Origin of the sequence: Sporosarcina sp. 179-K 3D1 HS (assembly GCF_047228905.1) — a bacterium.
GTDB lineage: Bacteria > Bacillota > Bacilli > Bacillales_A > Planococcaceae > Sporosarcina.
In genome coordinates this window covers 1-12,975 of sequence record NZ_JBFEGI010000019.1, presented here as the reverse complement: position 1 = coordinate 12,975, position 12,975 = coordinate 1, and the positions used below count along the sequence as shown (strand labels likewise).

Here is a 12,975-nt window from a genome sequence, read left to right as displayed (position 1 = left end):
GTTAGCCACCTTTTCTAAAGATTTTTAACCTCTATTATCTATCATGCACCTTCCAGGCGGAGAAATAAAATAAAAAGCCCTTCGTACCACGTTTCTACCCGGTTCATGCTCTACCAAACTTCAAGTAGATACAGAGGGCTGACAGACTGCAGATCAGAATGGCGATTCCCATCGGCAACGCATTTTGATCTCCCGCTATTCCGATGAAAGGCGCAACGACAGCTCCTCCGATAAAGGGCAATAACCCAAGAAATGCCGAGGCGCTGCCCGCGACTTTTCCTTGGCTTTCCATGGCCAGCGAAAAGGCAGTTGCCGAGACCATTCCGACACTGGACACCACCAAAAACAGGGCTGTCGCAATGATTGACAATGGTAACTTGAGAAGGATGCCGAGCATCAATAAGCCGCTGCCCGTCAACGATATGAACAAACCGGTTAGCAGTAAAGTACTCTCCCGTATTTTGCCCGAAAGCCTTCCCGTCGTCTGGGAAGCGATAATGATACCGAGGCCATTCAATGCAAACAGCATGGAGAATTGCTGGGGCGTGATATGGTAGATCTTTTGCAGGACGAATGGAGAGCCTGCGATATAGGCAAACATGCTTGTCATGACCAAAGCCTGCGTGAGAGCGATTCCCATGAAGGTTCGATTGCCCAACAGGCCTTTAAACGTCTTTAAGACTGCCAGGATGCTGCCCTCCGACCTATTTTCTTCAGGTAAGGTTTCCGGAAGGAAGAAATAGACGGAAATGAACATGATTAAGCCATACACTCCCAATAGGACGAAGATAGCATTCCAGGAGGCGAAATTTAGTACGATCCCTCCCGAAATAGGGGCGAGAATCGGGGCAGCCCCCATCACCAAAGCCAACATCGCCATGAATTTGGTCAAATCTGTGCCCGAGTACAGATCGCGAGCAGATGCCCGCGCAATAACAATTCCGGCTGCACCCGTCAGCCCTTGGATAAAACGGAAGAGGATGAATATGGTAATGGTCGGGCTCCAAGCGCAAAGCACCGACACGATGGCATATGTAATAAGCGTCCAGATGAGCGGCTTGCGCCTTCCACGTATATCGCTGAGCGGGCCGAATATCAACTGCCCTGCGGCAAGCCCCAGGAGGCAGGCCGTCAAACTGAGCTGAACGAGCGAAGTGGTTGTCGTCAAGTCAGATGCCACGACCGGTAAAGCGGGCAAATACATATCCATTGAAAGCGGACCGAACGCTGTCAACGAGCCAAGCAGAAGGACAATCCACCCTTTGCTCAGCGATTTTGCCCCTTCCAGCTTACTTTCTACTTGTTTCATGAACGACTCTCACTTCCTATTATTCTTTTTTAAATATTCTATAAAATACGCTTGCATTATACCATTTCGCTTGAATATAGGGAAAGGTAACCGCTTTGCGGGATCGCTCGGTCGATAGTATGAGCGCGTGACACAAGTTATGGGCGCCTGCACGGATTTATGATCACTTGTTTGGATATATGAGCGCTTTGACGGGCTTATGAGCATATAGCGAGAGTTATCGGCGCTTGCTTGGAAATATGAGCGGTTGGCCGGATTTATGAGTGCGTGGCCCAGGCGGGAGAGAATGGGCAAGAGTTTCAACACAGGGCTGAAGTCCAACAAAAAGAGCCCCCGGAATTCATCCGAATTCCATGGGGCCCCTTCTTACACTTCCTCGTATACAACTGTTTCTTCGCTGTTTTGCGACTCTTTCTTTCCAACCCGCACTTCCTGTGCCAGCTGGTCAATGCTTGGACGCAAGTTGTTTTTTCCTGCGTAGTTTTCGAGCATTTCCTTGACGTCGATGCCCGATGATGCCTTCAATGTTTCCTGGAGGGAGGACATCAGATTCGTGGCGTACGATGTCACTTTATTCGCACCGCCGCCTTCGCCTCCACCGGTGTCGACGACAGTGATCTTATCGATATTCGACAGCGGGCTGGCAATCTGTTTTGCGTATTCCGGCATCATACGGACGATCATGTCGAGGACAGCCGCTTGGCCGTACTGCTCGAATGCTTCCGCGATTTTCCGTTTCGCTTCGGCTTCGGCGAGACCTTTCAGTCGGATGATGTCGGCTTCCGATTCCCCTTGTGCACGCTGGGACTCGGCCTTTGCCAGACCGTCAAGCCGGACTTTTTCAGCATCCGCTTTCGCCCGTGCCTCAATCCGGTATTTCTCCGCATCGGCTTCCGCAAGTTGACGCGACTTTTCAGCTGCCGCGGTTTGCTCGATCGCATAGCGGTCCGCATCCGCTTTTTTCTTCACTTCCGAATCATACTGCTTTTCCCGACGCAAAATCTCTTTCTCTTCCAACTCGATCTGCTTCTGCCGTTCGATGATTTGGATCTGCATTTCCTGCTCCATGACTTCCTGTTTGGAACGCGCAGTCTGCAATTCATACGCTTGGTCTGCACGGGCTCTCGCCACGTCTTGTTCCAATCGGAATTCCGCCACTTTCAGCTGGTTTTCCTTTTCTGCTTCCGCAATTTCCGTGGCCCGCTCCAATTCCGCTTTCTGCGCTTCTTTGGATGCCTCGGCATTTTTGATGCGGGTCTCTTTTTCTGCTTCCGCCGTCGCGATATCGGCGTCCCGTCTCACTTGCGCAATCCGTGGCTTCCCGAGGGAATCGAGATAGCCGTTTTTATCGCGCACGTCTTTAATGGTGAATGACACAATGACAAGCCCCATTTTCGCCAAGTCCTGAGAGGCGACACGCTGCACTTCCTGAGAGAATTTATCCCGATTTTTATAGATCTCTTCCACCGTCATGGAACCGAGGATCGAGCGGAGATGGCCTTCCAGCACTTCTTTCGCTTCGTTTTCACGGTCTTCTTTTGATTTGCCTAAAAACTGCTCGGCCGCCGTGGCGATTTCAGAAATCGAACCGCCAATCTTAATAATTGCCGTTCCATCGGCCATCACCGGAACGCCTTGCTCCGTGTACACTTCCGGCGTCGTCACTTCCAACTTGCTGGACAATAAACTAAGCGGCTGCGCCTGCTGGAACACCGGAAACACGAATGTTCCACCGCCCCGAATGATTTTAACCCGATTGCCAGAGTCATCCGTGTGCACGTTTTTCGTGCCTAAGTAACTGCCCGTCACGATCAACGCCTCATCCGGTCCAACCGTGCGATACTTCGAAATGTAGACGAGAACGATCGCCAATAAAACGAAGGCAACGACCCCGATTGCTATCCAAATACCCATTTCAATTCCCCCTCTTTTTTATTTGAACCGGAATGGTTCATACTCTTTGACAAGGAACGTACCGTCCCGCACTTCCATGATCAACACTTCCTTGTCATACTCGATCGGCTCATTCTCATATCCCGCGGCCCGTTTTGAAATGAGCCCGTTCACCGTTTCAATGACGATTTCACCGAAACCGTCGCTTGGAACAGGCACGATGACTTTGCCGACCTGCCCGACAAGCGACTCATCTGTGTAAGCAAGCGACACTTCGGCGGACTTCAGCGGGAGCAGAACGAAGAAGTACAGCAAAAAATCAAGTATGGTTGCAATGAGTAATGCAATGCTAATAATGAGGCCGCTATGCCAGGACGTGAGCAGCTCCAATATATAACCGACAGCGGAAACGAAGGTGATGAATGCCAGTAGAACGGCCGGATCCAACAGCGCACTCCCCTCGCCAATCCCTTCCACCATATCGCTGAAGAACACATAGAGCAATGTGGCCAGACCAGATATGATGAGCACGACGAGATACAATTGCACAAGCGGCATGCCGAAAATCTCCAAACCCTCACCTCCCTCACTCCTTACTCTATTTACGTTCCAACTTTCCAGAAGTTTCAGTCTGATAAAATTTGTTATAAAAAATTGTCGAAACTTGCAATAATCTGGGTTAGATTTGTTATGATGGATAAGATTAAAAACAATTCCGGAAACGGATGGAGGCACAAAAATGTTCAATCCACGAAAACCCGATCCTTTTTTCACAGCCTTGCTGACAATCGCCCGGCACGTCCAGGAGGCGATGCACTACGCACATGACTTCAAGGTGCACTCGGTGGCAGATTTAAAAGAAGTGACGGTCAAATTAAAAGAATACGAAACGGAAGGCGATGACAAGATCCATGATCTGATCGCCAAACTGAATAAATCATTCATGACACCGATTGAACGGGAGGATATTTTACAACTCTCTATTAAAATGGATGACATCTTGGACGGAATAGAGCACTTTGCCGCCCACTTGGAAATGTTCTCCCTGACCGAAATTGACGAATACATCCAAAGCTTCATGGAAAATATCGTGAAGAGTACGGATGAAATCGTCAAAGCGATGGAGCTATTAGCCCGCAAAAAACTGGTCGAAATGCGTGACCATGCCGTACAAATCAAGGAATACGAGCGGATTTGCGATGAAGTGCATCGGACATCCATCAAACAGCTGTTCATCCGGGAAAAAGACCCGATCCTCATCATTCAATACAAAGATATTTATGAACAGTTGGAAGAGATCGCCGACCATTGCCAAGACGTTGCCAACACAATCGAAACGATTATCATGCGTAATGCGTAAGGAGGAGCAGGAGTGGATACGTTACTCTTCCTGACCATATTGGTCGTCATTTTCGCGCTTGCGTTCGATTTCATCAACGGCTTTCACGACACAGCAAATGCCATTGCAACTTCAGTTTCTACCCGGGCGCTTAAACCACGGACCGCCGTCTATATGGCAGCTATCATGAACTTCATCGGGGCACTCACTTTTACAGGTGTCGCGAAGACTATTTCAAAAGACATAGTCGATCCTTTCGTGCTGGAAAACGGTTCTCTAGTCATTTTGGCTGCTTTGACAGCTGCGATTGCCTGGAATTTGATCACTTGGTATTACGGAATCCCGTCCAGTTCGTCGCATGCGCTCATTGGCTCCATTGCGGGGGCGGCTATTTCGGCGGCTGGTTTTGGTATCTTGAATTACGGCGGTTTCCTGAAAATCATGCAGGCTCTGATCTTTTCTCCTTTCATCGCATTGGCAGGCGGATTCCTGATGATGACGCTGTTTAAGATCGTCATGAAAAACCGGAATTTATTTAAACAAAATAAGAGGATTCGCTATTTGCAGATCGGGACGGCCGCTTTACAAGCGTTCACCCACGGGACGAACGACGCGCAAAAGGCGATGGGAATTATTACGATGGCCTTGATAGCTGCAGAGTTGCAGACTTCGGATGATATCCAATTATGGGTCCGGGTCTCCGCTGCCTTAGCAATGGGAATTGGAACTTCGGTCGGAGGCTATAAGATCATTAAAACCGTTGGCGGAAAGATTATGAAGATTCGTCCGGTCAACGGGGCCGCGGCCGATCTGACATCCGCCATGATCATTTTCGGAGCAACGCTTATTCACTTGCCGGTCAGTACAACACATGTTATTTCGTCCTCAATTATGGGGGTGGGATCTGCGCAGCGTGTTCGGGGGGTCAAATGGGGCGTAGCCAAGAAAATTGTTCTCACTTGGATTATCACCTTGCCGATTTCCGCAACGATTGCGGCAATTGTCTACCAAGTGCTTGCCTTGTTTTTCTAACATCGACCACACCGCTGCCCCAATTAAGTTAAATCATTTTGCTTGCATTGTGTAAATGCCTCTGTTATGATAAGAGAGAATTATTTTTGTTCGGCATGATGGTCTCGACTTCATCTAGACCGCTTCAAGACTTGAGCAAGGATAGTAACACAATGTGTGCTAAGCACACGAGGAGGAAACAAACATGGAACAAGGTAAAGTAAAATGGTTTAACGCAGAAAAAGGTTTTGGATTCATCGAACGTGAAGACGGAGACGACGTATTCGTACACTTCTCAGCTATCCAAGGTGACGGCTTCAAGACTCTTGAAGAAGGTCAAGACGTAACGTTTGAAATCGAGCAAGGCCAACGCGGTCTTCAAGCTACAAACGTAAACAAAAACTAATTTTACAAATTATAGAGCCATTTCCTTTTGGAGATGGCTTTTTTTTGTGATTAAAAACAGAAGAGGCCGGTCTTGGAGTTAAAACAGTGTGCCAGAAATGGCTGGACATCATCATTCGATTGTTGCAAATCTCCCCGGATTTGTCGAATAGCTCCTTCCGTTATTTGGACAACCCGGAAATTTCGGGAAACCTCCCCTTACACTCATTAATTCGACAAATCTCCCGCCGCTAACCGTTGTAAATCGAAAGACATTCTACTTCGTTTCCTTTATTATAGAAATATAGAATTGATGGACATAGGAAGGATGACAGATATGCGCTCACTTGCGCGCTTTGTAACGAAAGGATATAAGGCGATCATCATCGCTTGGGTTGCCTTTTTTCTAATTATGGCGGTGTTGGCCATCCGTTTGCCCAGTATGCTGGAAGGCGATGGATTTCGCATAGATGGTGAGCATTCAGATGTGATGGACATCGTGTCCGACACGTTCGATATGCCTGCGGAAACCATGTTTTTGGTGTTTGATCAGACGTCCGATGAACAGATTAGAACGGCGCTCGATAAAGTCCAGAAACTCGGCGTTACTTCAGATATCACCTCCCCCCTGGATCATCCGGAACAAGCGGATAAGGAGGCAAAAGTGTCATATGCCATGCTTCATTTTGATGGAGATGCGGAAGATATGTCTGGCGTTGTCACCGATATCCGGTCCGCCATTGGCGACGAATCCGGCATCACGTTAACGGGCGCGTCAGCTATCTCAAAGGACATCAATACGGCGAGCCAGCGGGATTTAATGACCGCGGAAGCGATCGGCTTGCCGATTGCCATCGTCGTTCTTCTATTTGCGTTCGGCACTGTCGTCGCCTCATTCGTCCCGCTTATTATCGGAATCGTGACGGTTGTCTCCGCATTCGGGATTTTGACCATTCTTGGCGGGCAATTCGATTTATCCATCTTCGTCATGAATATTATTCCGATGCTGGGGCTTGCACTGAGCATCGATTTCGCTTTATTGTTCATCAGTCGGTATCGGGAGGAACGAAAGAACCATCCTATTGCAGATTCCGTTACGACAACGATCCGGACAGCCGGCCGATCGGTCATTTTCTCTGCATTCTGCGTATTTATCGGGCTGGGTGCCATGTTGCTTATACGCGTTGAGATTTTCCAAAACATTGCAGTTGGCGGCATGATTGTCGTCGGCATGGCTGTGCTCAGCTCCATCACACTATTGCCCTCCGTCCTGCTCGCTCTTGGTGATAAAATCGACAAATGGCAATTGATCAAGCCGAAATCGAGCGGTGAAGACGGTTGGCGCAAGTTTGCCAAACAAGTCATCAAGCGGCCGATCCTTATTACAATAGTAGCGCTCGTCCTACTCGGCATCGCTTTGATTCCGGTAAAAAATATGGAGCTGAGCATTCCGCAAATCGACTCCTTGCCGAAATCATATGATACTCGATCTGCTTACGAATTGATGGATGAAACGTTCGGGTTCGCTGACAAATCGTCCGTCTATGTCATTGCGGAACGCAAAGGGGGCTGGGCGGATGAAGAAGGTCTCGCTTCCATGAAATCCCTAGAGGAGACATTGCTCGATGATCCATTGGTCGCTGAAGTGACAACCCTCTTCACGGCAAGCGGCATTTCGTCTCCCGAAGAATGGGCACAAGCGAATCTTGTGCCGGAAATGAAAGCCCAACTCGAACCGGTGCAGGAAACATTCGTACAAGGTGAAAAACTGATGGTCCCAGTCACACTGGCAGCTAAAGGAACGTCCGATGAAGCGCAAGAATGGGCACGGGATTGGTCCGAAAAAGAGACAGAATGGAACCTGTTGATCGGCGGCCAGCCGAAATTCAACCAGGAGATCTTCGACGAGATTTGGGATAAAATCGGATTAGCTTTAGCAGTCATCCTCATCTCGACGTTTTTTATCCTAATGTTCGCATTCCGTTCCCTCCTCATCCCGCTCAAAGCGATCGCCATGAATGTCATTGGTCTGGCCGCCACGTTTGGAATACTCGTCTACATTTTCCAATACGGGCATTTCGGTCTTCCTGAAGGGACGATTGCGCTCATCATTCCGGTGCTCGTCTTTAGCCTCGTGTTCGGGTTGAGCATGGACTATGAGGTGTTCTTGATCTCGCGGATGCAGGAGGAATATTCCAAGTCCTTCAACAATGACAAGGCGACAGTCGAAGGGTTGGCGACGACGAGTAAAGTCATCACTTCAGCGGCTTTGATCATGATCGTGCTGACGGGCGCCTTCGCCTTTACGGACGTCTTGCCCGTCAAGCAGATTGGTGTCGGCATCGCGATTGCCGTGGCCATCGACGCGACGATCATCCGCCTTCTTCTCGTGCCGAGCTTGATGAAACTGTTCGGCAAATGGAATTGGTGGCTGCCTTTCGGCAAAGGACTGTACCGATCGGGCAATAAACATTTGGAAGAGAAATAAATAAAACAAAGCAAAAAAGCGCCTGCAAATCAACCCTGATCTGCATGCGCTTTTGTTATTACCATCTCTTCGATTAAAACGGTCGATTCCATTCCGTTCTCATCCTTTTTAAAGGTGGCTGTCATCGTCAGGTACAAAACGGCTACCACGGCCAGGACGAGCACAATAAGGCCGATGACGATATGTTGGCCCTTCATTCTCCCTCACCTCCATGTGCTGCAAGCGTGAATTGCTCCTCTTCCAAGAAAGCCAATGCTTCCGTCAGATCCCCGAAGCTCTCTTCCAAATTCAAGCCGTGGTACAGGTTCCAAAAGCCCATTTCTTCCTTGAGCAGCAACTTCTCTCCTGCACCGTTCACCCATATCTGCTCGAGCGGCAAAGCCTCATCCGGTTGCTCGGAAAGGGCATGGATTGCATCGCTTATCGTCTTACGGAGCTCCTCTTCCGTTGCTTCCCGAATATTGACGAGCCCCCGGTCATCCGGATCATATCCAGGAATGCCTGCTACATAAACGAAGCCATTGCCGTTCGGATGGAGATGTTGAACAACAATGGTTTTATCGAAAAGACTGTCTTCAAAATGATAGTTCACCCGCTTCATCGACACATCTTTCCGTGTCAATTCGGGAAATGATTCAATAATCGCTTGTTTTTGTTCGAAAGTTAACATAGATTTGTCACTCTTTTCCAATCAGATTTCGATTCTAGTATAGCACTATTCTTCCACGACTGATATGCCATTATCTCGTCCGCCATTCGATGAAAATGACCAACAATAAAATGACTGCGATGGCTACAATGAAAAACCAAGAAGGCGTGACGCCCGTTCCAAACATCCTACATCTCCCCTTCCCTCTTACGCCCAATCATAACGTTATAATCAATCGTAATGGATGAAAGTCCACTTTCCAACGCTTCCGCCACTTTTCCTTCGCTGGCTCCCCAAGTCAATGGCGTCATGCGAATCAGTGAAGCCAACAATTCCCGATCCAACGGGAATGGATACGTAATCCGCTCCGCCCACACATCTGTCACCTGGTCTGAAAAGCGCAAGACTGGATCCGTTTCCTCCTTGGCTTCCTTCCCTTCATAAAAGATCTCACGTAGCTCTTGCAAATACCGCTTTTCAGGCACCACTTTCACGATCCATCCGCCTGGTCGCAAAAGCCGGGTGAATTCCGCATAATTCGCAGGCGATAAAATATTCAGGATAACATCGAAACGGGCGTCGTGGAACGGACAATTCGCTAGGTCCGCGACAGTCCAAATGGTACCCGAATAGGCTTTGGCCGCAGCCATAATCCCCTCTTTCGCAAGGTCGACCCCGACACCGACTCCACCAAGTTCGCCAAGGATGTTCATCAGATGGGTCCCTTCCCCGCATCCTGCATCCAATATGGTCAGCTTGCTTTTTTCACCAAGCTTTGCCCGAATAGCCTTGGCTATGAACTCGATGGTCGGATCAAAAAAACCTGCCCCCATCACATGGCTCCGGGCTATAAAAAGTTCTTTATCATATTTCGTCTCATGAGCCTGCGGTGCCAAATTGACGTATCCCTGTTTGGCCAAGTCGAAGGAATGCCGCTCTTGGCAAACGAACCGTGTCTTGTCCACCAATGCCAGATCCGTCGAGCAAATCGGACAACGGAAGAGCCTCTCATTCTTCTCCAATATTTCAGCCGCCATCATTTTTTTCGATACTGTCATGCAAGGGCCCCTCTCCACTTCATTCCTGCTTAGTGCTACCAGTATACCGTTTTTCCATTAGATTCGAAACCTTGGCAAGCTGCCAGAAATTCCACAGTGCCGCCTGCCAGGTTATCCAATTTATCCCTCACCAATAGTTCTAGCTGTATTCCCACCGCCCGAAAAGGTTACAATATGGCCAGGAGGCGATCTGATGAAGCGATTATTTCTATTCATCCTTTTCATAGTCGCACTATATTTTTCAAAGCCTTTATGGGAAGAACCCGTTTCAAAAGTTGTCGATCTATCTTTTCTCGATCCAATAGACGAAAAAGTGGAAACTGTTATTAATAAAGAAGCACTTGCGCATGCAATACAATATATCGGGGATGTCACGGATAAGGCGATCTTGTACTTGAAAACCCGATCGTTCGAAGAGACAGAACCCACCCCTGAAGTGGAAAAACCGGTGTTGAATAAACCGGAGCATGCCACTTTATCTATTCATAATCTCGAATTGGGCGACCCGCTGGAAAAAGTGTCTGCGCAACTCGGCGAACCGAAAAGCCAAACGAAAAATGAATACGGGACCGATTGGCTGACCTACCATGAGCATTATCAAAATTTCGTTATGCTATCGTTAGATGCGGACCAGCGGATAAACGCCATTTACACGAATGATGACCTCATATCTTCGACGAACGGCATCCGGTATGGCTCCCCGAAGTCCAAGGTGCGGGAAGTGTACGGAGAGCCGTTGAAAGAAATTCGCAAAGGATTTAATATTTATATTTTGCAAGAGAGCGAAGGATATGATGTGTTTAAAATGGGAGATGTGTACACGTATGTGTTTTATGACTTGCATCAGGGCGAAACCGTGACAGCCATCCAATTGATCGCGGCTTCATTGGAACAGCAAAAGAACGGCCTCTATGCGGTCGGGGATAAAACCTTGCGGAACGGGTTCGAGCAACAATTATTCGATTTAACGAATGCAGCGAGAGTCCGGCATGGCTTGAATGCTCTAAAATGGGAGCCGGCCGTGGCCGGGACCGCCCGGAAACATAGTGTCGATATGGCCGATCACGATTATTTCAGCCATGAAAACCGCCATGGGAAATCGCCATTTGACCGGATGGCGGATGACGGCGTCCACTTCCGAGGCGCGGGTGAAAACTTGGCATACGGACAATCAAGCAGCATCTTCGCCCATGAAGGCCTCATGAATTCAAAAGGCCACCGGGAAAATATCTTATTGGACGGCTATAGCCATCTCGGCACAGGTGTCGCGTTCAATGAAAAATCGCAGCCTTATTTCACAGAGAATTTCTTGCTGAAATAAAATCGGATAAGGTTAGTCCCCCCTCGGAATGGGAACGGTAATTATGAACTCAATCGAGGAGGGATTTCATGAAAGCCGTGACATTTCAAGGTGTGAAAGACATCCAGGTGAAAAACGTAGAGGCACCGCGGATTGAAAAAGAGGATGACATTATTATTAAAGTGACCTCTACAGCTATTTGTGGCTCTGATTTGCATATTTATCTTGGGGCTATGCCGACACATCCCGGTTATGTGATTGGCCATGAACCAATGGGGATTGTGGAGGAAGTCGGCCCTGCCGTGACGAAGGTGAAGAAGGGCGATCGGGTTGTCATCCCGTTCAACTTGTCATGCGGCCACTGTTTTTATTGCGAACATGAGATGGAAAGCCAGTGCGACAATTCAAATCGAAATCCGCATATCGACACAGGAGGCTATCTTGGTTTTACGGAGCGCTATGGAAATTATCCAGGCGGACAAGCGGAATACTTGCGCGTCCCTTACGGCAACTTCACTCCATTCGTCATTCCGGAGTCATGCGAGCTGCCGGATGAGGCATTGCTCTTCCTATCGGATGTCTTGCCGACCGCTTACTGGAGCGTCGAACATGCAGGAGTGAAAAGCGGGGACACCGTAGCTGTCCTTGGTTGTGGGCCGGTCGGGCTGATGGCCCAGAAATTCGCCTGGATGAAAGGCGCCAAACGGGTGCTGGCCGTCGACCATGTCCCCTACCGTCTCGAACGCGCCGTCAAGATGAATCACGTGGAGGCGCTGAACTTTGAAGATTTCAATGATGTCGGGAGCCATATCAAAGAGCTGACGAGCGGCGGCGTAGACATCGTCATTGATTGTGTCGGGATGGACGGAAAAAAGAATATGTTTGAAAAAGTAGGCCAGAAGATGAAACTCCAAGGTGGGACCCTGAGTGCCATCGATATCGCTCACAATTCTGTCCGGAAATTCGGGACCATCCATTTAACCGGGGTATACGGGCTGCTGTACAATATGTTCCCACTCGGCGATCTGTTTGAGCGCAACATTACGTTGAAAATGGGACAGGCGCCTGTCATCCATTACATGCCATTGCTATTTGACAAAATTACCAAAGGCGAATTCAACCCGACGGAAATCATTATCCACGTCGTGCCGATGGAAGAAGCGCCACTTGCCTATAAACATTTCTACGAGCATGGCGATGAGTGCATTAAAGTCGTGCTGAAACCGTAGTGGTGGAAATGAAACCAGCCCGGGTCAGACGCTCCTGCCCGGGCTGGTTTTTTGGTTGATTCAGGGGGCGTTAGGAATACGGGCGGGACATGACAGTTCTGGAGATTGCCCTGACAGTTCCCGGATTTGCCATGACAGTTTCTCCGCCCCATGACAGTTTTAGCCCGGGACATGACAGTTCTGGAGGTTGCCATGACAGTTCCCGGATTTGCCATGACAGTTTCTTCGCCCCATGACAGTTTGTAAGCGTCAAAAGATCCACACCTTCATAAGAAGACGTGGATCAGATAAGATAAGTTTATTCTTTTGGAAGCC

At 48.8% G+C, this 12,975-nt stretch carries 12 protein-coding genes; 6 read left to right on the top strand and 6 right to left on the bottom strand.

All coding sequences use genetic code 11. The features are described from left to right. Nucleotides 1–103: 103 nt before the first annotated feature. The 3 genes from AB1K83_RS17335 to AB1K83_RS17325 form a co-directional block, all read right to left on the bottom strand. The gene (locus AB1K83_RS17335) at nucleotides 104–1,309 is read right to left on the bottom strand and encodes a multidrug effflux MFS transporter (protein ID WP_413059462.1); all 1,206 of its coding nucleotides are present in this window, start codon (nucleotides 1,307–1,309) and stop codon (nucleotides 104–106) included. Nucleotides 1,310–1,675: 366 nt separating this feature from the next. Then, entirely contained in the window at nucleotides 1,676–3,223 is a 1,548-nt protein-coding gene (locus AB1K83_RS17330) for an SPFH domain-containing protein (RefSeq protein ID WP_413059461.1), read from the bottom strand. A gap of 18 nt (nucleotides 3,224–3,241) precedes the next feature. Further along, entirely contained in the window at nucleotides 3,242–3,775 is a 534-nt protein-coding gene (locus AB1K83_RS17325; RefSeq protein ID WP_413059460.1) for a hypothetical protein, read from the bottom strand. A 166-nt stretch (nucleotides 3,776–3,941) separates the two neighbouring features. Here AB1K83_RS17325 and AB1K83_RS17320 point away from each other — a divergent pair, with 166 nt between their 5' ends. The 4 genes from AB1K83_RS17320 to AB1K83_RS17305 all read left to right on the top strand — a co-directional run bounded on the left by AB1K83_RS17320 (nucleotide 3,942) and on the right by AB1K83_RS17305 (nucleotide 8,424). Then, nucleotides 3,942–4,562 (top strand): DUF47 domain-containing protein, encoded by a 621-nt coding sequence (locus tag AB1K83_RS17320; RefSeq protein ID WP_413059459.1) that lies wholly within the window; start codon nucleotides 3,942–3,944, stop codon nucleotides 4,560–4,562. A 12-nt stretch (nucleotides 4,563–4,574) separates the two neighbouring features. After that, complete coding sequence (locus AB1K83_RS17315) at nucleotides 4,575–5,573, top strand: inorganic phosphate transporter (protein WP_413059458.1); 999 nt, start codon at nucleotides 4,575–4,577, stop codon at nucleotides 5,571–5,573. 184 nt (nucleotides 5,574–5,757) lie between these two features. After that, nucleotides 5,758–5,958 (top strand): cold-shock protein, encoded by a 201-nt coding sequence (locus AB1K83_RS17310; protein ID WP_413059457.1) that lies wholly within the window; start codon nucleotides 5,758–5,760, stop codon nucleotides 5,956–5,958. 315 nt (nucleotides 5,959–6,273) lie between these two features. After that, the gene (locus AB1K83_RS17305) at nucleotides 6,274–8,424 is read left to right on the top strand and encodes an MMPL family transporter (protein WP_413059456.1); all 2,151 of its coding nucleotides are present in this window, start codon (nucleotides 6,274–6,276) and stop codon (nucleotides 8,422–8,424) included. Nucleotides 8,425–8,453: 29 nt separating this feature from the next. Here the strand turns inward: AB1K83_RS17305 and AB1K83_RS17300 are convergent, their stop codons facing one another. The 3 genes from AB1K83_RS17300 to AB1K83_RS17290 form a co-directional block, all read right to left on the bottom strand. Then, nucleotides 8,454–8,621, bottom strand: coding sequence for a hypothetical protein (locus AB1K83_RS17300; RefSeq protein ID WP_413059455.1), 168 nt, complete (start codon nucleotides 8,619–8,621; stop codon nucleotides 8,454–8,456). Then, nucleotides 8,618–9,094, bottom strand: a complete 477-nt coding sequence (locus tag AB1K83_RS17295) for a hypothetical protein (RefSeq protein WP_413059454.1) — start codon at nucleotides 9,092–9,094, stop codon at nucleotides 8,618–8,620. Before AB1K83_RS17295 ends, AB1K83_RS17300 begins: the two co-directional genes overlap by 4 nt. A gap of 167 nt (nucleotides 9,095–9,261) precedes the next feature. Beyond that, entirely contained in the window at nucleotides 9,262–10,131 is an 870-nt protein-coding gene (locus tag AB1K83_RS17290; RefSeq protein ID WP_413059453.1) for a putative RNA methyltransferase, read from the bottom strand. A gap of 193 nt (nucleotides 10,132–10,324) precedes the next feature. Between AB1K83_RS17290 and AB1K83_RS17285 the strand changes: the two genes are divergently transcribed. Both AB1K83_RS17285 and AB1K83_RS17280 read left to right on the top strand, forming a co-directional pair. After that, on the top strand, nucleotides 10,325–11,452 hold the full coding sequence (locus AB1K83_RS17285; protein WP_413059452.1) for a CAP-associated domain-containing protein: 1,128 nt from the start codon (nucleotides 10,325–10,327) through the stop codon (nucleotides 11,450–11,452). A gap of 68 nt (nucleotides 11,453–11,520) precedes the next feature. Next, nucleotides 11,521–12,660, top strand: a complete 1,140-nt coding sequence (locus tag AB1K83_RS17280; protein WP_413059451.1) for a zinc-dependent alcohol dehydrogenase — start codon at nucleotides 11,521–11,523, stop codon at nucleotides 12,658–12,660. The last annotated feature ends 315 nt before the right edge of the window (nucleotides 12,661–12,975 follow it).